The following is an 18,524-nucleotide window of genomic DNA, read 5'->3' as shown; positions in this document are numbered from 1 at the left end:
GCAGAGGTTTTTTCATCTATTAGGACGCCTTTTTCAGCTCCGTTTCACCTTCTTTTTTGGATGGTGAATGGTCCGGGCTGTTTCGATCATAAAATCTAAGGAGATCTCCGTAGATGATTTGATCAGAGAATTGTAGCTCCTGCTTCGCTTTCTCTTCATAAGACTGACACACATTTTTATCATCTGCTGGCTCGCCTGTCTCTTTATTGTAGCAAACACCATCTGTAAAAATGCTGTCCTTCGTAATAAAGCTTCCATCACGGAGTACTGTAAAGTCATTCGTATCTTTTGATAAAAGGTCATGACCAAATTGAATTTGTTTACTTGTATCAATACCTAGAAGATTGAGTACAGTTGGACGGATATCGACCTGACCACCTACCGTATCAATTTCTTTTGGATGTTGATCCGTTACCCCTGGAATGTGTACAACAAATGGGACTTTTTGAAGCTGTACTTCTTCAAATGGCGTAATCTCTTTATTTAAAAATTGTCCCATGGCTTCGTTATGGTTTTCAGAAATTCCGTAGTGATCCCCATATAAAACAAAAATGGAGTTATCGTATAACCCAGCTTCCTTCATCTTTTTAAAGAAAAGCTTAAGGGCTTCATCTTGATAACGCACTGTAGGGAAGTACTTGTTCAGCGTTTTGCTCTTTGAATCATATTCATCAATGAGCTTATCTTCTTCATCTAAATCAAAAGGGAAATGGTTCGTTAATGTAATCAATCTCGTATAGAAAGGCTGCGGGATCGATTTCATTAATTCAGCGGACTGCTCAAAGAACGGACCATCTTTCAGTCCCCAGCCAACTGAGTTTTCTTCATTCACATCAAATGATTTAATATCAAAGAACTTATCGTAGCCAAAGCTATCGTAGATAAGGTCGCGGTTCCAGAAGCTTTTGTTATTCGCATGAATAACAGAAGAGTGGTAGCCTTCATCCTTTAACAGCTCAGGTGTCGCTGTAAACTCATTACTTGGATTTGTGAAGAACACAGCCCCTCTTCCAAGTGGATAAAGAGAATTATCTACAATAAACTCTGAATCAGATGTTTTCCCTTGACCTGTTTGGTGATAAAAATTAGTAAAGTTATAGCTCTTCTTGATCAATTTGTTTAAAAACGGAGTAATTTCTTTCCCGTTTAATTTTTCATTGATCACAAAACTCTGTGTAGACTCAAGTGATACAAGAATGACATTTCGTCCTTTTGCTTGACCAAATGTCTTTTCATTACGGTCCGTTTGATTTGCGCTTACATAGTTTTCAATTTCAGTTAAGCTATTACTGTCAGCAAGGGCTCGTTGAGCAGACTGCTTCGATTGCAATACCCCATCATAAATATGGAAGTTATATAAGCTGATATTTTTCACCAGCATCTCACGGTCAAATGAGCGAGTAAGCAGTTCTGGTCTTTCTGTTTCAGCTAAACCAAGGTTAAAGAAAAATGTAGCTGCCACAAATAAGTAATATGCTGCTCGTTCTTTTCGTGAAACTGTGACATCTGTTCTAAAGGAAGGCTGTTTTTTATAGAGCCAAATTAAAATGATGATATCAACGAACATCAGTAAATCGACTGGTTCAATTAAAGAGGTAATACTTGACCCGAGGTCACCCATATTGTTTGTTTGAAAAAGGACGGGGATGGTTAGAAAGTCACTATAGAATCGATAAAACACAATGTTGGCTAACAAAATGAATGTCAGGATAAAGCTTGTCACGATGATATATCGATTTCGATTTTTCTCTTTGAAAAATAAACCGATACCGAAGATAAACAAAAGAAAGCTAAGCGGATTAATAAACAGGATAAACTCCTGCATGAAATTTTCAATTTTAATATTGAAGCTAGATTTATAGATAACATAGGTTTTGACCCACATGAGCAATGTCGCAATCAGTAAAAATGAAATCGCCTTTAATCTATTCTTTCGCATTGTAACCTCCTTATGCTAAGCGCGCACCCAGGCTCAGGATATACCCTAATTATTGGTGCTTCTAGAAAAATAACTAAAGTATATCTTATCCTGTATATGATGGAAAATCAATGTCTTTTTCCTCATGACAAACTTATGAATATGCTAAACATCCAATTTCATGCCTATCTATCGCTTTTTTTAATAAAAATGACATCATTATGACTTTTTTGTTCAAGACAGCCATTTGGTTTTTGCCATCCATGCACCACCGATGACACCCGCATCGTTTCCGAGTGATGCTATCACCACTTCGACATCGTCTGCGCAAGGCGGGAACGCATGTTGTTTCACAACGCGTTCTACTTTACTGCGAAGAAGCTCACCTGCTTTTGAAACACCGCCGCCAATCACAATTTTCGTTGGGTTTAAAGCACTGGCAAGATTCGCTAGGACAAGTCCAAGATGTGTCGTCACTTCTTCTACGACACGCATTGCAAGATCATCTCCGTTTTCTGCCGCTTCAAATACATTCTTTGCTGATAGCGAAGCGAGCGTGCCAAGTGAAGATGTATGCTGCTCGGTTTCTAATTTATCCTTTGCAAGCCGGACGATGCCAGTTGCAGATGCGATTGTTTCAATACAGCCTGTTCTTCCGCAGTTACAAGGTGCTCCTTGAAATGGAACGGCACAAATATGGCCAATTTCTCCGCCAGCTCCTGTCTCCCCTTGAACAACTTCACCGTTGACGATGATGCCGCCGCCAACCCCTGTTCCAAGTGTGACCATCAGGATATTTTTTGCGCCATCTCCTGCACCCTTCCACATTTCACCGAGTGCAGCAATATTCGCATCATTTTCAATGACAGATGGAAGTCCTGTCTCTGCCTCTAGGTGATCTTTCAACGGATAGTTTGTCCAGCCCAGATTCGTTGTTTTATAGACGATTCCAGATACTTTATCTACAGGTCCAGGTGCACCCATTCCGATCCCAATAAGTGCTGATTTCGGCATACTGATCTCAACCAGTTTATGGTCAATTGATTTGGCAATATCGACTGTGATCGTCTGCCCGGATTTATCAGTAGGAATCTCCCACTTATGCTGAATTTCACCATATAGATTAATGAACGCAAGCTTAATTGTCGTACCGCCAAGATCAATACCTACAAACCAATCCCCTGTCATATGCCCTCCACCTTCACATTGTTTTTCGATTTAGTTTGGCTAACTCCATTTGAAGAATCGTCATTGCGTTTGACCATTCAGTCCGGTCAATGATGCCCGATGTATACATTTCCTTCAATTCGTCTGCCATAAATTCTAATTCTACTTCACGATCTCCGAAATACACATAATTTCCAAATCTCATAAGCAGCTGCTGTACATCATATAACGTTTTCATTGTTTCCACCATTTCTTCTCATCAACAGATAGGATAAGCGTATTCATAAATGCGCTTTCAGTCAAGTCATTCAACGTGTTTGACTATTTTCGATATATTGTTTCAGCTTTAAAAATTGATCATTTTGAGGATCTTGTTTTAATGCTTTCGCTAATAGATCATCTGCTTTCGCTGTCTCTCCTTTTTCTACGAATAACAACGATAAATGATACAGTTTATTTGGATCATCTGGATCTTTTTCAAGCGACTTTTGTAAAAATTGAATAGCCTTATCAAGTTGGCCCTGCTGCGCTTCCGATAGTGCATAAATATGAAGTGCCTCAGCTGATGCATCTTTTTCGTGTACATATTCCTCTAGTCGTTCACTTGCTTCGCTATACTTTTTCTCATCAAATAAACTCGCTGCCTCACTTGTTGCCGCTGCTTCCTTTTGATTATCTGAATGAAACCCTGTATACAATCCAAAACCGCCAATCAAGAGCAAAACAGCAGTTGCAAGAAGCATTTTGACAGGCTGCGTCTGTTTAGGCAGACGGACAGCTAATGCCGTGAAAAAGCCGCCAACCAAGCCGCCAAGATGCCCTGCATTATCAATACCTGATACAGTGAAGCCTATTCCTAAGTTAATGAGAATAATGACAATAATATTTGTCCCCATCGTCCGAAAGAAAAGCTTTCGGTTTGAGATAGCTAAATATAACAGTGCCCCTAAACAGCCAAAAATCGCGCCTGATGCACCGGCTGCAATTGCCGTATTAAACACAAAGCTCGCTATGGAGCCAAAAATGCCGGAAATCAAATAGATGAGCAAAAATCTTCCTGATCCATAAATTCTCTCAACAGCCGCTCCAACGGACCAAAGAGCAAAAGTATTAAAGAGTAAGTGCGTCAAGCCAATATGTAAAAACATTGGTGTTATCAGGCGCCACCATTCACCCTCTAAAATCAGCACATTATTTTTAGCACCAAATGCAGTTAAAGTTGCCGTATTGGTACTTCCACCAGACAGCTCAAGTAAAAGAAACATCACCACTTGGACAGCGATCAGCAAGTAGGTGAAAATGGGTCTGCCATTTTGAAACACGGCCCGTTCTCGTTCACGCTGTTTTTCCTGATCATCAAATGCCTGGAGCACGTTCCTTTTAAGCTGCATTGCATCCTCAGCTGTGTCTCTCTTCGCTTCTTCTACATCAACTGCAAGAGATGTATTGAGCCATTTTTGCAGTTCGTTTATATCGTTTTGAAGCGTGTCTGCATTGAGTAACACAGGAGTAACTGTCACCTTATTCTCTTTTTGCGGCTCACCGTTTAGGTCTTCCCAATCATCTACTGGAACATCAGTTGTAAATTGCAGCTGCAAGAGATGAAGCGATCGTTTACGCATAGCTTCTCTCAGCTGATTGATCCGGTATGTTTGCTCCTCGATATCTCGAACAATCTCCTGTCTAAAATTCACATCTTTTCTATATAGACGGATGAGATCATAGCCTGAGTTTCGTGGTGCTTCAAAAAATATTTCATCTTCTGGGTACGGACTTTGAATCATCTCGTATCCTTTTTGTCTTAGTTCATCAACAACTCGCCAAAATAGACTATCTATGACATTCATACATTCGCGCTCCATTTTTTACATTATTATAGCAAGAATCGTTCTGATCCGCATTTCAAAACAAAAAAATCCCGGCATTTGCGGGATTAGAATGCTTGGCGAATAAATTTCGTCCGAAAATATGGGATTTTCATCAGCCATTTAATCAAAAAGTGACGTACTTGATTTTGGCCTAAAATCAAATTCATGAGCCGATAACGATTTTGCACGAGAACGAATGCAAACAGTGTGAACACAATGCTCCAAATCATTTTATTCATCATATTCCCTCCTATGTTCGTATCGTGGCTTAAATAGGATTTGTTTATGCATGAACCATCGTTTTTATCGCTTTGAATGGTTCCGTTCGTTAGCCAGCCTTTACAATCTAATCCCTTGTGCTTTTGATTGAATATAATAAACCTCTTCACCCTCTGATCGATAACAGGAAACATCAAATTGATGAAGGTTCACTAAATCCTTGAACGTATGAGGTAGCTTACAATTCAGCTCTAATTCTTCAAGCTTGTGCGGGAAGTCATCATCATTTGGATTTGGTGAATGGACATACACAGCATCTAACATTGGATCTTGTTCGTGAATACAGATCCATGTTTGGTATGGCTTTTCAAATTCTTCGAGCTGCTTTAGCAACCTATTGTATAAAGCGATATGAGCCTTTATATGCTCTCTTCTTATTTTCAAACTATTTTTCCCAACACCCCAAAAATCAAGATGGGTATGAAAAAAATCGAACCAATAATCATGATCAAGTTGCAAGTCAAAAGTATTAACTTCCTTCCACAAATTACGGAAGTATCTTTTCTTTCCTCGAAATTTTTTCAATATATGCCTCCTAATAGCTAAAAAGTCATTAAATGAATAAACGTAAACTATTATTAAAATCGGTTAACTTACAGACAAGTGAAGCCGCAACTTAAATTTTAAAGAGATATCAACTCAACATTCACTTCGACCAAGGCATAAATCAAACCAAACGGTCTCAACACAAAAAAGCCCGTTCTACCGTACAAGCAGCGGACTTTATTTTTGATATAAGATACCTTTCTCACTGACGATAATTGAGACCGGAATGTCGTGCGTTTCAACCGGAATATGCTCGGTTTGCTGTACAGTCAAGCAAAGGGCAAGGGTTTCGCCGTGATAGTCAGCTAAGTAGCGGTCATAATAGCCGCCCCCATATCCGATACGGTAGCCTTGTCGATCAAAGCACACCCCAGGCACAATGATCAAATCGATTAATTTTTTAGATGCAGCGGCCGACGCCATAGGGTCGGGCTCCAATAGCCCAAAGTAGCGGGATATCATCTTCGTTTCCGGTGTATATTCATAAAACGTCATCTCTTTTGTTTCCGGAAAACAGGTGGGTACACATACTGTTTTCCCCTCCTGCCATGCTTTTTCAATGAGAGGCATTGTCGGTACCTCTTTTCCTCTAGACATGGTGAGGGCAATGGTATTTGCTTGTTTCCATGCTGGCAGCTGAAACAAGTGCTCATGAAGTAAAGCGGTGCTTCGCTCGAATTCCTCAGCACTCATCTGTTCCAGCTTGGCTAATGTTTGAAGGCGGAGTTCCTTTTTCACACAGATCATCTCCCATCATAAAAAAACAGCAGGAAAATTCCCTGCTGCTTACTTTGTTTCACGATGTAAAGTTTGTTTTTTATCACGTGAGCAATACTTTTTGAATTCAACGCGATCTGGATTGTTTCGCTTATTCTTTTTAGTAATATAGTTACGCTCACCGCATTCAGTGCAAGCTAGAGTAATATTTACGCGCATGTTTTTCCCTCCAAACTAAAATCAATTCACATTCAGACCTAACTATAATACCACTTCTAGCTTAGGAATGCTAGAATGTTTTTTCACCAATTTCAATTTCAGTGCAATCCGCCTGCGTTCTGATCTATATCGTATGATCATTTCATGAAAAATGGCCTGCTCCCCTATAAAACGTCAATCTTTGTCGTACTGTATACATGAGAAACCCTCTTTTATTTTGACAGCGAGCAAGATTTTCATACTCGTTTTTCATATAAAAAGAAAAAAGATGAAAAAAAGGTGATTTTTTCAGCAATTCCTTTTGAAACTAGCTTTTTTATGGTATAAAAAAGAAGGGTCGAAAACTGTCTGAAACAATCATGAAAGCCTTTTATGGTTTTCAGCATTAAAATACGAATAAAAGGTGATGAAACATGGAAATTGCAATTATCGGATTGCTTGTTGTCAGTATCGTACTGATCGCATTCTCATATTTTCAAAGAGAGCCGATTAAAGAAGTCGAGCAGGAACTTGAAACACTTCAACTATCTGCAATGCAAGAAATCTATAAACTGAAAAAGAAAATGAAGGTTCTTGAAGAAGAATTGCTTGAAACAAATATCGTCGTCCGCAAACATTCAGAAATTGATCCATCTATCGCAAGACAAATCATTTCAAAGCATCAAAATGGCATGTCTCCTGAGGCCATTGCGCGCGCTGAGCATGTATCTGTAGATGAGGTCAACATGATCATTAAAGACAACGAGAAGGTGCTTGTATGACGAAAAAAAGCATCCAAACGTTTGCGGCAGGTATGATTCTTGCAACTGGTGTTCTGGCAATCGTATTTTTCCTCACTGGAAAAGATGAAGCGGCGGCTGATACAACCACAAAAGAAACGCTCGCAGCGAAAGTAACAGACACTGACGTGAAAAACTATTTAGACTCTAAAAAAGAAGTCTCCGTCAGCCGTGAAACATATCAGCAACTTCTTGATTATAAAGAAAAAGCACTGAAAGCAAATGAAGACGGCGATTCTAAAAATGATAAAGAAACATCAGACAAGCCTAAAGGCAAATCGGTCAAATTCGTTATTAAAAACGGGATGAGCACAAGTGATGTTTCAGACATGCTTGAGAAGGACGGAATCATCAATTCGTCTAAAGATTTTAATGATTACGTGATTGACGCCGGCTACCATAAAGAAATTCGTGCAGGCAAGTTCAATTTAAAAACAGGGATGACGTTCAAACAAATCGTCAAAGCCTTAACAAAATAACGATAAAAACCCCTGGCGGCGCTGACCTCCAGGGGTTTTTGTTATCCAAATCGACCAGATATATAATCATTTGTTCTTTGATCATTTGGCTCAGAGAACATCACATTCGTATCATTGATCTCAACAAGCTCCCCCATTAAGAAGAAGGCTGTTCTATCTGATACCCTTGCCGCTTGCTGCATGTTATGCGTCACAATGGCAATCGTATATTTCTCTTTTAATTTCATAATCAATTCTTCAATCTTTAATGTTGAGACAGGATCAAGCGCTGATGTTGGTTCATCCATTAATAAAATATCTGGGCTTGTAGCAATAGCTCTTGCGATACAAAGACGCTGCTGCTGACCGCCAGAAAGACCTAATGCAGGCGCACTTAAGCGATCTTTCACTTCATCCCAAAGGGCAACATCACGAAGCGCTTTTTCAGCGATTTCTTTTAATTGCTGCTTGCTCTTCACCCCGTGAATTCTTGGCCCATAGACGACATTATCAAAGATAGATTGAGGGAATGGGTTTCCTTTTTGAAAGACCATCCCAACGTTTTTACGCAGTTCCACGAGATCGACACGGCCTTTTAAAATATTGTCACCGTTATACATCATATCCCCGGTGATTTTCACACCTGGCACTGTTTTGACCATGAGATTTAAGGTCTTGATAAACGTTGACTTTCCGCAGCCGGACGGACCGATAATTGCTGTGACTTCATGCTCTCTTATGTCTAAATCAATATGCTTGAGTGCGTGATGCTGTCCATACCAAAGGTTCATATCATTCACACGAAACACTTCTTTTTTTGCTGTTTCAGTTGCTACTGCATTCATTAAAATTCACCCGCCTTATCCAAATCGACCATTGATATAGTCTTCTGTTTTTTGCTGCGCAGGACGTGTAAAGATACGTTCAGTGGCATCATATTCTACTAGATCACCGTTTAGGAAAAAGGCCGTATGATCAGATACACGTAATGCTTGCTGCATGTTGTGAGTCACAATGACGATCGAATAATCATTTTTCAAATCTGATAATAACTCTTCAATTTTTGCATTTGAGATCGGGTCTAGGGCAGAAGCAGGTTCATCTAATAAAAGAACGCTAGGTTTCATCGAAAGAGTACGGGCAATACAAAGGCGCTGCTGCTGACCGCCGGATAATGACAAAGCTGAGCGGTGCAGACGATCTTTGACCTCATCCCAAAGTGCCGCTTTTGTTAAACTTTCCTCTACTGCATCATCAAGCACTGATTTTCTTTTTTCTCCCGCATACTTTAATGCATGGGTAATGTTATTGTAGATCGATTTAGGAAATGGGTTTGGCTTTTGGAAAACCATGCCGATTTCTCTTCTTAAATTGACCACATTAATGCGGTCATCCAAAATATTGAGCCCTTCGTACATGATCGCCCCTTCACTTCTCGCACCTGGGATCAAGTCGTTCATGCGGTTAATGCTGCGTAAAAAGGTTGATTTCCCGCAGCCAGATGGACCGATTAATGCGGTAATTGCGTTCTTCTCAATTTCAAATGAAATGTGATTGACCGCTCTTTTTTCCCCATAATAAATGCTTAAATCCTGCACCTGTAAAATCTGTTCTGCTTGAAGTGGAGCCTTTTTTGCTGCAATCTCTTTTTTTTCTGCTAGCATTTGAACCATATCCCCTTCACACCTTTCTCACATTATTTTGACGTAAGCTTCTTATGAATAAATGAACCAAGCCATCTAGCTGCTAAGTTGAATACTAAAACTGAAAGCACAAGTACGGCTGATGCACCATTTGCAATGACCTCCGCATCTGGAATGATTCCTTGTGTATTGACGTTCCATATATGAACGGCTAATGTTTCTGCCGGTCTAAAAATATTCAGCGGTGACGTATCAGAAAATGGACTCCAGTTTGTAAAATCTAGACGCGGTGTGGTGAGACCTGCTGTGAAAAGAAGCGCTGCTGCCTCCCCGAAAACTCTTCCTGATGCTAAAATCGCACCGGTAATAATAGAAGGAATCGCACCTGGAATCAGGACCGTCTTCACTGTATGCCATTTCGTCACACCAAGCGCTAGTGATGCTTCCTTTTGATCCTTCGGTACAGAGCGAAGCGCGTCTTCTGTCACCCTGACCATCACTGGCAGGTTAAACACCGTGAGCGCAAGAGCTCCTCCGATGATTGTATAGCCCCAGCCTGTTAAATTGACAAACATAAGTAAACCAAACATACCAATGACAATGGAAGGAAGTGAAGACAGCACTTCAATACATGTACGAATAAAATCAGTGACTTTGTTTTGAGGCGCATATTCAGCCATGTACACTCCGCCGCCGACACCAAGTGGTACTGTGATCAGCATTGTAATAAACAAAATGTAAAACGAGTTAAACAGCTGATCCCTGATGCCGCCGCCAGAGCCAATTGCACTTGAGCGGGTTGTCAAAAAGTCAAAGTTTAATTCTTTTGCACCGTTGAAAATGATATAAGAAAACAAACCAACTAGGATCGCCGTAATAATGGCGGCACATAATCCAAAAACAATCGTGGCAAAACGATCGGTCATTTTGCTATTCATTAAATCTTCCTCCTAGACGACAAGTATCTGATAATGAGTATGAACATAAACGATACAACTAGAAGGACAAGCCCCATTGACCAAAGTGTATTGTTTTCAACACTTCCATACGTTGTGTGACCCATGTTTAACGTAATAATGGTTGTTAATGTACCAGCTGTATCCATAATGCTCTCTGGTAAATTACGTGTGTTTCCAATGACCATTTGAACGGCAAGGGCTTCTCCAAATGCTCTCGCCATCCCAAGAACGACCGCTGTCATTAATGTTGGAAGAGCTGCTGGTACAAGCACACGTCTAATCGTTTGCCATCTTGTTGCGCCAAGTGCATACGATCCCTCACGTAAGCTTTTTGGAAGGGAAGCCATTGCATCAGTTGCAATAGATGTAACGGTTGGCAGAATCATAATAGACAGGACAATCGTTCCTGCTAACACGCTATGCCCTGAGCCGCTTGACTTGAAATGTCCGATAAACGGCACCAATACTGTAAGACCTATGAATCCGTAAACAACGGATGGAATCCCTACAAGCAATTCAATGACTGGCTGGAGAATTTTCCGGCCCCATGCAGGTGCAATTTCTGTCATAAAGATCGCTCCTGCGATGCCTAGCGGCGCTGCAATAAGTGCCGATAGAAGCGTGACGGCGATCGATCCAAAGATAAAAGGAAATGCGCCGTACTCCGGGTTTTCTGCTGTGGGGTTCCAATTGATACTGGTTAAGAACTCAATTGGGCTTACACCATTTACGATGAAAGATTGTAAACCCTTAATGCCAAGGAAGATGGTGATGGCGATGGATACTGCAATCATTAAGAATGCGCAGAATCTCACCAAAATACTTCCTCTTACTTCATCCATTTGCCTATTTTTCTTCGAGCTGATCAGCCGATCGCTCGCTTCTGTATGTTCTATCTGCTTCATCTTTTTCTACACTCCTATGAATGTCATAAAAGGAAAAGTGAAATGCTCCACTTTTCCTTCATCAGCAATTCAAGACCTCTTACTTATCTGATTGTTTGCCTGCTGCGTCTCTTTCTACTTTCATATTAGAGACTGAGATGTAGCCTTGGTCTTTAACGATTTCTTTTTGTACTTCGTCACTCATAAGGTAATCTAAGAATTGTTTTGCTAGACCTTCCGGCTCACCTTTTGTATAAGAGTGCTCGTATGCCCAAATTGTATATTTACCGCTTTCTACATTGCTTTCTTCTGGTTTCACACCATCAATGCTAAGCGGTGTAATTTTGTCATCTGTTAAATAAGAGAATGCTAGGTATCCAATCGCACCTGGTGTTTCTGCAATCAGTTTTTTCACTGTGTTTGAAGAATCTTCTGTGATTCCTTCTGCAGGTGTTGCACCATCAAGTGCATATTTCACAAATGTTGCACGAGTTCCTGAAGAATCAGGTCTGTTGACAAGCGTGATTTTTTGGTCTTTCCCGCCAAGCTCTTTCCAGTTTTTGATTTTACCAGTGAAGATTTTTTTCAATTCGTCCTTTGTGATGTCTTTGACACCCACTTCAGGGTTTACAGCTGCGGCCATTCCAACAACTGCTACTTTGTGGTCTTTTAAAGCTTTTGCGTCGATTCCGTCTTTCTCTTCAGCGAATACATCTGAGTTACCAATTTGTACAGATCCTTCTGAAACTTGAGAAAGTCCTGTTCCTGAACCGCCGGCTTGTACTTGAATATCGGCTTTTGGATGTTTATCCATGAATTTTTCTGCTGCCGCAAGAACTAAAGGCTGCATCGCAGATGATCCTGAGATGGTAATGGAACCTGATGCCTCATCTTTGTTTGAAGCATTTCCTTTACTGTCTTTTGAATCTCCGCTTGAGCTGCTGTTTCCGCATGCTGTGACGAATGCTAACAATGCGATAGTAAGGAAAGTAAGCAGCCATAATTTGTTCTTTTTCATTTCAAGAATACCCCCTGAATAATTTGTCCTACGAGTAATACATTAAAGGTTCTTTATTAATTTCGTTTAAATGGAATGTTAAGGTTTTGTAAATGTCGAAGTTTTGTAGAGAAATTGCGGCGTTTTTTATGAATTTTGTCAATTTATATCGGAATTTTTGAAGAAAACGTAAAAAAACGCCCACAAAAAGTGAGCGTTTTTACCTATGAAAGGTCTAGTTATTTGTTTCTGCTTCATTTTCAATTTTGTTTTTGTTTTTCGCCTGTGTATCATTGCTTTCCTGTTTTGATTTCAGTTCAAAGTACTTGTCTAATACTTGTTCACCAATATCATTTGTAATTGGATAGCGCTGGTTGTAGTCTTGATACACCCACGGGACGACAACGGAAATAGCCACTTCTGGATTATCAGCAGGCGCGTATGCTACAAGAGTTGTGTTATACGTCGGTGTACCGCGCTTGCTTTTAATTGGACCGTCATAGAATGATTGAGCGGTTCCTGTTTTGCCAGCTGGATTATACTTTTTGTTGCCAAAGTTTGAATAGGCTGTCCCTCTTGGGTTCTGCATGACAAGCTTGAAGCCTTGCTGGACACGCTTGATTTCATCACTTGTCATGTCTAGCTTATTCAATACATCCGGTTTGACGGATTCTGTCACAGCTCCAATGCCGCGCTGCGGATCTGGCTCTCTCACTTCTTTGACAAGCTGCGGACGTAAACGATATCCCCCATTTGCAATGGTTGAAACGTATTGCGCCATTTGCAGCGGTGTAAACGTATCATACTGTCCAATCGCATAGTCAAGTAAAAGGCCCGATTGTGTAGACGTTCCTCTGTAGCCCGTTGCCTCGTTTGGCAGGTCAATACCAGTTTTGACGCCAAGGCCAAATTTACTGAAATTGTAGCGGAACGTATCAAATGCTTTCGGATCAATTGGGAGCGGCTGATTCTTACGATATTCGCTTTTCCCAATAGCGATCGCTGTTTTGAACATATACACGTTAGATGAACGCTCTAGTGCTGTTAAATCATTAATGAGTCCCATATTTTGATAGGATTTCTTTGGCGGTGACTGAGCGATATAGAGAGGTTCATCATATTGGGTACTTCCAATATGAATAGCGCCTGTTTTATATCCGGTTAGTACCGTTGCCCCTTTTACAGCTGATCCCATCGCATATGAGGATGTCATCGTTCCTAATGAGTAATCATCGAACTTGTATTTTCCGTTTTTGTTTGAAATCTGCTTACCCGCAACAGAGAGAACCTCTCCATTTCTCGGATCCATCATAACAACAAATGCGCGATCAAGAAGCTCAGTTCCCCCTCTTTGTTTCGCACTTCTCAAGTTCTTTTCAATAATTTTTTCAACCGCTTTTTGCAGCTGAATGTCAATTGTCAGCACAAGGTCTTTCCCGCTTTTACCTTCTGTTAACACTTTAGAGCTTGTGACATTGCCCTGTTTATCAGTTGTACTCTGTTCTTTTTCCTTTTGGCCCTGCAGGACATCTTCATATTGATATTCAAGATAGCTTTTTCCTACACGGTCATTTCGGCTGTAGCCGAGTGATAGATAATGCTCAAGAAGTGACTGCGGAAGACCTTCATCACTCGAAGACACACTGCCAAGCATACTGCGGAGCAGTCCTTTATACGGATAGCTACGTGACCAGTCTGTCGTCACATCAACACCTGGCAGCTCGTCCAAATGCTCAGAGACGTAAGCAATTTCACTTGGCTTTACATCTTCATTTTTAATAAATTGAGGCGTCAGTGCATAGCCTGCATCCATCTGCCTTTTAATAGCAAGCACTTGTAAATCTTTTTTCGTCAGTTGATTTAATTCCTTGTCTGTGATGCGTTTTAGCTGAAGCTCATATAGTTTATCATCAGAGACCTTATCGTCATCCTTTAATTCTGATTCCTTTTGAACAAGCTTTTTCGCTTCATTCGGATGCGTTAAGATCCAGAAATCTTTTTTGTCACGATCTGTGATTTTTTTCGTACTCACATGAATCATATCCGCTAATTTTGATGCCACTTTGAGCCGCTCTTCTTGTGAAGTCGTCGAGGTTCTCGTATATGTAATGGCATTTAGCGCTTTATTGCTGACAATCGTATTGTAGTTTCGATCGTAAATTTTTCCCCGCGGAGCAGATGAGCTGACATTCACATCTTCTTGTTTCTCTGCCTGCTTTTTATAATCTTCTCCATTGACAATTTGCACAAACCCGAGTCTAACGACAACACCGGTAAAAATAATAAACGCAGCTAAAAATAATAAATTCAGCCGGATCGGAAGTGTTTTGCGCCCTTCCTTCGCGTCTTTTTTGTTTTTCTTGTTTCTCATCACATCACCTTTTCTATCAAGAAAGAAATGGCACCCCTTTTTGTGTTTAAAAGGTGCCATCATCATTTTAGCGGTTTTTTTATCATTTATCTAGAAATTTGATGTTCCATTGGTAAGAAATTTTACCTTTCTCCCTTAATAAGGTTCGTGTGAGAAACTGGCTTTTGACCGTCAGCCTCTTTCATATCAGCTGTTTTTTCTTTTAAATGAATATCTTTTACAAAATAATAAATGAGGGTATGTCCCGCCCCGAGCACAACAAGAGATGCTGGGATTCCGAGCTCATCACCTAGTAAGGTGACAGACAGCAGGAACAAAATAATCGAACTAATACGGCCGGCATTTAAAAATAGCTCTCTGACCACAATATATTCAATTCTGGCCTTTCTGGCATACCTTGCATGGCCGATGACATCATATGTTAAGGATACATAAGGAACAAGCAGGAGCGGATATCCTATCGCAATGGCTACCGCATACATCAGAAGTGAAACATAGGACAAGTGGAAAACGATTAAAAACAAGGCGCCGTATAAAATCAGCCCTCCAAGCATAATCGCCTTCTTCCGCCACTTTTTCTTAATCAAACGCGTAGCGAAAAAATAAGCAAAAAACGCAACACCTGAATTCACTAAACCAAACGTCCCGAGAGCAAGCTCACTGTTTGTTGCAATAAACACGAAGACACTGATTAAGAAGACAAAGACCCCTTCACGAAGCCCTTGAAAAAAGTGAGCTGATGTAATCCTACGCCAATTCTCGTCTGCATGGCGTTCTTTCCAAATTTGTTTGATGATAAATTTGCCTTTTGACTGTCTTCTTTTGAGGAAAAAGCTCATCACAACCGCTAATGAAAACAAAAAAAGCGATAACGTGAAAATGACTGTGTAGCCTGTATCATCCGTTAACTGAGAAATGACAATCCCCGCAATGAGAGGACCGATCATGCCAGCAGTTGAGGAAAGCACCCCGAGAAACCCATTAAAGAAGTCTCTTGTTTCAGGCTCGGTGATCTCAAAGGTGAGTACGTTAAAAGCAAGCCAGTAAAAACCATAGCCGATCCCAAGGACACTTCCCAATAAAACAAGCCGTGCGGCCGCTTGTTCTCCTGCCATTAAAACAATCAAATAAAAAGCGGCTAAAAAGATGACACCGAAACGAAGGACAAACGCCCGGTCTATTTTTTTAGCGAGCCGGCCAGCGAATAAAAACGTAATGGGCTGAAGCACCACAATGGCCAAGTTATAAATCGCAAGATCTGTGAATTTCCCAGACTGTTTCCATAAGTACACATTTACAAACGTATTTGAAAGCGCAATGGCAAGTGCGTATAACCCGCCAATCGTGAGGAGGAGCAATAAATCTCTTGTAACATCCATGTCCCCGAACATTTTTTTTAATCTGCTCATACAATTCATTCTCCTTTTCTACACAATAGTCTGTCTCATCAAAAGGCAGATATGTAAAAAAAGGAGGGAAAATATAAAAAGACCTGCTTCTCTTGAAAGCAGGTCTTTTAGAATCAAATCATTATTTTGCTTCGCTGTAAAGGCGAGCTACTTCATCCCAGTTCACAACATTCCAGAATGCTGAAATGTAATCAGGACGACGGTTTTGGTAGTTTAGGTAGTAAGCATGCTCCCAAACGTCTAGTCCTAGAATTGGCGTTTTTCCTTCAGTTAAAGGAGAATCTTGGTTTGGCGTGCTTGTGATTTCAAGTTTTCCGTTGTTCACAACAAGCCATGCCCAACCAGAACCAAAGCGTCCTGCAGCTGCTGCAGCGAAATCAGATTTGAATTTTTCAAATCCGCCTAATTCTTTTTCGATTGCATCTGCAAGTTCACCAGTTGGTGCGCCGCCACCGTTTGGTGAAAGAAGCGTCCAGAATAATGAGTGGTTCGCATGTCCTCCGCCATTGTTACGTACAGCTGTACGAATGTTTTCAGGCACTGAGTTTAAGTTAGCCACTAGCTCTTCAATTGATTGATCTTCAAGAGCTGATACACCTTCGATTGCTTTGTTTAAGTTTGTTACATATGTGTTGTGGTGTTTTGTGTGGTGAATCGTCATTGTTTCCTTGTCGATATGTGGTTCTAATGCATCGTAAGCATATGGTAATTCTGGAAGTTTAAAAGCCATGGTTAATTTCCTCCTTAAAATGTATGTACTGAAATGCTTCCTTTGTAAGTCAGCAATTCACCCTACTCAAAGAGTATCAAAAGAAACAGCTTGTTTCAACGTTATTGCTCATGTTCTGAAACATTTCAGTGTTTATTTTGTATTTAGCCCTTTAGATAAAGTTTTAAACACCCTTTTTCAACTTAGCGAAGGACATAAAATAAAAAGATGCCCAGCATTAGCGCCTGAATCAATCCTTTTGCAAAAACACCTGATACAAATCCAATTAATGAGCCTAATCCGACTTTCACACTCGTCTTCAAATCTTTTTGATGAACAAGGAGCTCTGCAATGACACTCCCGAGAAATGGACCAATAATAATTCCTGCAATGGGGATCACAAAAGGACCAGCTAATAACCCAATGGTGCTTCCCCAAATAGCTGCCTTGCTGCCGCCAAAGCGCTTGACCCCTATAAGATTTGAAACATAATCCGCCGCAAATAAGACGGCAGTAAACATCGCTTGAATGAGCCAGAACGTCAGTGTAAGCGGCTCGAAACTAAAGAAGAAGCCATATAGAATAAATCCGAGTACCATAAAGACCACACTCGGAATAATTGGATAAACCAGTCCAACAAACGCAATGATAAATGCACAGCCAATCAGTATCCAATAAAGCACGTCCAAGACCCTGCCGCCTCCTTTTTATATGCTGTATACATTATGCCTCATTCCTTCTATCTTAACCAGTGATGAGGCCATACTTGTACTTGATGGATAGACATTGATACAATATGAGAAATAGAAAAGAATGTAGGAAGTGAATGGGTATTGAACGTATTTAATCTATTGTTAAAAGGAATTTATTCACCAAAAGATGTTGCCAAAGCACGTTTTACAGGGATCGGTAAAGCGATTTTATTCATTTTTATCCTTTCAATTATCGCAGCAGTTCCTCAGGGATATCACATGAGTCAAGAGATCTCGAATGCGATGTCAGGATTTCAGCACGTGATCAAAAAAGATTTACCCGACTTTTCAATTGAAAAAGGAAAGCTTCAAGCGGATCAAAGTGCACCAATAGAAAAAGAAGAAAACGGCATTACGATCATCTTTGATCCTGCTGAAAAAATAAAAGCAAGTGAACTTGAATCAAAGCAAACAGCCATTGCTTTATTAAAGGAAAAAGCAGTGATTGCGATTGATGGGCAAATGACAGATATTCCATACCAGCTCCTAGGCGGAACGCTGACAAAAGACGAACTTGCTCGCGTCACAAATCAGAACCAAGCGATTATTATCCCTGTCATCTGTGTACTGCTATATTTATCAACTGCGGCGCTCATGTTTATTAGCGCAACATTCCTTGCAATGCTTGGTACATTTATTAAACGAATGCAGCAAAAAGAGCTGTCTTTCCAAATGCTTTGGAAGCTCTCCGCTTATTCACTCACATTAACCACGGTCTTTTTCGCCATCATGAGTGCATTAAACACACCTGTTGCAAACTCATTTTTATTGAATTGGGTCATTAACTTTATCTTTTTATATCTTGTTGTAAAAGAAATACCTGCAAAAAAAAGCAAATGATCCATCACA

20 protein-coding genes are annotated in these 18,524 nt (G+C 40.4%); 3 read left to right on the top strand and 17 right to left on the bottom strand.

Features of this window, described 5'->3' with window-relative positions; all coding sequences use genetic code 11:
* Window positions 1-19 precede the first annotated feature (19 nt).
* From AMR95_RS18485 to rpmG, 8 genes are all read right to left on the bottom strand, one after another.
* Window positions 20-1,939, bottom strand: a complete 1,920-nt coding sequence (locus AMR95_RS18485; protein WP_039179972.1) for an LTA synthase family protein — start codon at window positions 1,937-1,939, stop codon at window positions 20-22.
* A 213-nt stretch (window positions 1,940-2,152) separates the two neighbouring features.
* Window positions 2,153-3,106 (bottom strand): ROK family glucokinase, encoded by a 954-nt coding sequence (locus AMR95_RS18480; protein WP_039179975.1) that lies wholly within the window; start codon window positions 3,104-3,106, stop codon window positions 2,153-2,155.
* 13 nt (window positions 3,107-3,119) lie between these two features.
* Window positions 3,120-3,323, bottom strand: a complete 204-nt coding sequence (locus AMR95_RS18475) for a YqgQ family protein (RefSeq protein ID WP_008342322.1) — start codon at window positions 3,321-3,323, stop codon at window positions 3,120-3,122.
* Between the two features lie 70 nt (window positions 3,324-3,393).
* Window positions 3,394-4,932, bottom strand: coding sequence for a rhomboid family intramembrane serine protease (locus AMR95_RS18470; RefSeq protein ID WP_058839082.1), 1,539 nt, complete (start codon window positions 4,930-4,932; stop codon window positions 3,394-3,396).
* Window positions 4,933-5,018: 86 nt separating this feature from the next.
* The gene (locus AMR95_RS19340; protein ID WP_162473402.1) at window positions 5,019-5,192 is read right to left on the bottom strand and encodes a hypothetical protein; all 174 of its coding nucleotides are present in this window, start codon (window positions 5,190-5,192) and stop codon (window positions 5,019-5,021) included.
* A 100-nt stretch (window positions 5,193-5,292) separates the two neighbouring features.
* Window positions 5,293-5,757 (bottom strand): hypothetical protein, encoded by a 465-nt coding sequence (locus AMR95_RS18465; RefSeq protein ID WP_058839081.1) that lies wholly within the window; start codon window positions 5,755-5,757, stop codon window positions 5,293-5,295.
* A 198-nt stretch (window positions 5,758-5,955) separates the two neighbouring features.
* Window positions 5,956-6,516, bottom strand: coding sequence for a 5-formyltetrahydrofolate cyclo-ligase (locus tag AMR95_RS18460; RefSeq protein WP_058839080.1), 561 nt, complete (start codon window positions 6,514-6,516; stop codon window positions 5,956-5,958).
* Window positions 6,517-6,564: 48 nt separating this feature from the next.
* A complete protein-coding gene (gene rpmG, locus AMR95_RS18455) occupies window positions 6,565-6,714 on the bottom strand; it encodes a 50S ribosomal protein L33 (RefSeq protein ID WP_008360061.1) in 150 nt (49 codons plus the stop codon).
* A gap of 413 nt (window positions 6,715-7,127) precedes the next feature.
* On the opposite strand from rpmG, the gene AMR95_RS18450 reads away from it, so the two are divergent.
* Both AMR95_RS18450 and AMR95_RS18445 read left to right on the top strand, forming a co-directional pair.
* Window positions 7,128-7,475, top strand: coding sequence for a hypothetical protein (locus tag AMR95_RS18450; RefSeq protein WP_024422989.1), 348 nt, complete (start codon window positions 7,128-7,130; stop codon window positions 7,473-7,475).
* Window positions 7,472-7,972 carry an endolytic transglycosylase MltG gene (locus tag AMR95_RS18445; RefSeq protein ID WP_024422990.1) on the top strand — a complete coding sequence of 167 codons (501 nt, stop codon included), beginning with the start codon at window positions 7,472-7,474 and terminating at the stop codon, window positions 7,970-7,972. The genes AMR95_RS18450 and AMR95_RS18445 overlap by 4 nt, the downstream gene beginning before the upstream one ends.
* A gap of 41 nt (window positions 7,973-8,013) precedes the next feature.
* Here the strand turns inward: AMR95_RS18445 and pstB (AMR95_RS18440) are convergent, their stop codons facing one another.
* From pstB (AMR95_RS18440) to AMR95_RS18400, 9 genes are all read right to left on the bottom strand, one after another.
* The gene (pstB, locus tag AMR95_RS18440; RefSeq protein WP_039179987.1) at window positions 8,014-8,796 is read right to left on the bottom strand and encodes a phosphate ABC transporter ATP-binding protein PstB; all 783 of its coding nucleotides are present in this window, start codon (window positions 8,794-8,796) and stop codon (window positions 8,014-8,016) included.
* 15 nt (window positions 8,797-8,811) lie between these two features.
* The gene (gene pstB, locus AMR95_RS18435; RefSeq protein ID WP_058839079.1) at window positions 8,812-9,624 is read right to left on the bottom strand and encodes a phosphate ABC transporter ATP-binding protein PstB; all 813 of its coding nucleotides are present in this window, start codon (window positions 9,622-9,624) and stop codon (window positions 8,812-8,814) included.
* Between the two features lie 23 nt (window positions 9,625-9,647).
* Complete coding sequence (gene pstA, locus AMR95_RS18430; RefSeq protein WP_058839078.1) at window positions 9,648-10,532, bottom strand: phosphate ABC transporter permease PstA; 885 nt, start codon at window positions 10,530-10,532, stop codon at window positions 9,648-9,650.
* Window positions 10,532-11,458, bottom strand: coding sequence for a phosphate ABC transporter permease subunit PstC (gene pstC, locus AMR95_RS18425; protein ID WP_047202305.1), 927 nt, complete (start codon window positions 11,456-11,458; stop codon window positions 10,532-10,534). Before pstC ends, pstA begins: the two co-directional genes overlap by 1 nt.
* Window positions 11,459-11,537: 79 nt before the next feature.
* Window positions 11,538-12,455 (bottom strand): phosphate ABC transporter substrate-binding protein, encoded by a 918-nt coding sequence (locus AMR95_RS18420; protein WP_047202306.1) that lies wholly within the window; start codon window positions 12,453-12,455, stop codon window positions 11,538-11,540.
* Window positions 12,456-12,669: 214 nt separating this feature from the next.
* On the bottom strand, window positions 12,670-14,805 hold the full coding sequence (locus AMR95_RS18415) for a peptidoglycan D,D-transpeptidase FtsI family protein (protein WP_058839077.1): 2,136 nt from the start codon (window positions 14,803-14,805) through the stop codon (window positions 12,670-12,672).
* Window positions 14,806-14,927: 122 nt separating this feature from the next.
* Window positions 14,928-16,214, bottom strand: coding sequence for an MFS transporter (locus AMR95_RS18410; protein WP_039179998.1), 1,287 nt, complete (start codon window positions 16,212-16,214; stop codon window positions 14,928-14,930).
* Window positions 16,215-16,335: 121 nt separating this feature from the next.
* Window positions 16,336-16,944, bottom strand: coding sequence for a superoxide dismutase SodA (gene sodA / locus AMR95_RS18405; protein ID WP_007501264.1), 609 nt, complete (start codon window positions 16,942-16,944; stop codon window positions 16,336-16,338).
* Window positions 16,945-17,126: 182 nt separating this feature from the next.
* Window positions 17,127-17,612 (bottom strand): DUF456 domain-containing protein, encoded by a 486-nt coding sequence (locus AMR95_RS18400; RefSeq protein WP_039180001.1) that lies wholly within the window; start codon window positions 17,610-17,612, stop codon window positions 17,127-17,129.
* 144 nt (window positions 17,613-17,756) lie between these two features.
* Here AMR95_RS18400 and AMR95_RS18395 point away from each other — a divergent pair, with 144 nt between their 5' ends.
* On the top strand, window positions 17,757-18,515 hold the full coding sequence (locus AMR95_RS18395; RefSeq protein ID WP_058839076.1) for a DUF1189 domain-containing protein: 759 nt from the start codon (window positions 17,757-17,759) through the stop codon (window positions 18,513-18,515).
* Window positions 18,516-18,524 lie beyond the last annotated feature (9 nt).

This window comes from Bacillus sp. G1(2015b) (assembly GCF_001482475.1).
Lineage (GTDB): Bacteria > Bacillota > Bacilli > Bacillales > Bacillaceae > Bacillus > Bacillus safensis.
Note: the sequence above shows the minus strand (reverse complement) of the source record. Positions and strands in the feature narration are given on the sequence as shown.

What these genes read in the sequence shown, in the direction of transcription:
- pstB (WP_039179987.1), bottom strand. Translation starts at nt 8,796, where the DNA reads ATGAATGCAGTAGCAACTGAAACAGCAAAAAAAGAAGTGTTTCGTGTG.
- sodA (WP_007501264.1), bottom strand. Translation starts at nt 16,944, where the DNA reads ATGGCTTTTAAACTTCCAGAATTACCATATGCTTACGATGCATTAGAA.
- AMR95_RS18475 (WP_008342322.1), bottom strand. Translation starts at nt 3,323, where the DNA reads ATGAAAACGTTATATGATGTACAGCAGCTGCTTATGAGATTTGGAAAT.
- AMR95_RS18420 (WP_047202306.1), bottom strand. Translation starts at nt 12,455, where the DNA reads ATGAAAAAGAACAAATTATGGCTGCTTACTTTCCTTACTATCGCATTG.
- AMR95_RS18415 (WP_058839077.1), bottom strand. Translation starts at nt 14,805, where the DNA reads ATGAGAAACAAGAAAAACAAAAAAGACGCGAAGGAAGGGCGCAAAACA.
- AMR95_RS18470 (WP_058839082.1), bottom strand. Translation starts at nt 4,932, where the DNA reads ATGAATGTCATAGATAGTCTATTTTGGCGAGTTGTTGATGAACTAAGA.
- pstA (WP_058839078.1), bottom strand. Translation starts at nt 10,532, where the DNA reads ATGAATAGCAAAATGACCGATCGTTTTGCCACGATTGTTTTTGGATTA.
- AMR95_RS18480 (WP_039179975.1), bottom strand. Translation starts at nt 3,106, where the DNA reads ATGACAGGGGATTGGTTTGTAGGTATTGATCTTGGCGGTACGACAATT.
- AMR95_RS18485 (WP_039179972.1), bottom strand. Translation starts at nt 1,939, where the DNA reads ATGCGAAAGAATAGATTAAAGGCGATTTCATTTTTACTGATTGCGACA.
- pstC (WP_047202305.1), bottom strand. Translation starts at nt 11,458, where the DNA reads ATGAAGCAGATAGAACATACAGAAGCGAGCGATCGGCTGATCAGCTCG.
- pstB (WP_058839079.1), bottom strand. Translation starts at nt 9,624, where the DNA reads ATGGTTCAAATGCTAGCAGAAAAAAAAGAGATTGCAGCAAAAAAGGCT.
- AMR95_RS18410 (WP_039179998.1), bottom strand. Translation starts at nt 16,214, where the DNA reads ATGAGCAGATTAAAAAAAATGTTCGGGGACATGGATGTTACAAGAGAT.
- AMR95_RS18450 (WP_024422989.1), top strand. Translation starts at nt 7,128, where the DNA reads ATGGAAATTGCAATTATCGGATTGCTTGTTGTCAGTATCGTACTGATC.
- AMR95_RS19340 (WP_162473402.1), bottom strand. Translation starts at nt 5,192, where the DNA reads ATGAATAAAATGATTTGGAGCATTGTGTTCACACTGTTTGCATTCGTT.
- AMR95_RS18445 (WP_024422990.1), top strand. Translation starts at nt 7,472, where the DNA reads ATGACGAAAAAAAGCATCCAAACGTTTGCGGCAGGTATGATTCTTGCA.
- rpmG (WP_008360061.1), bottom strand. Translation starts at nt 6,714, where the DNA reads ATGCGCGTAAATATTACTCTAGCTTGCACTGAATGCGGTGAGCGTAAC.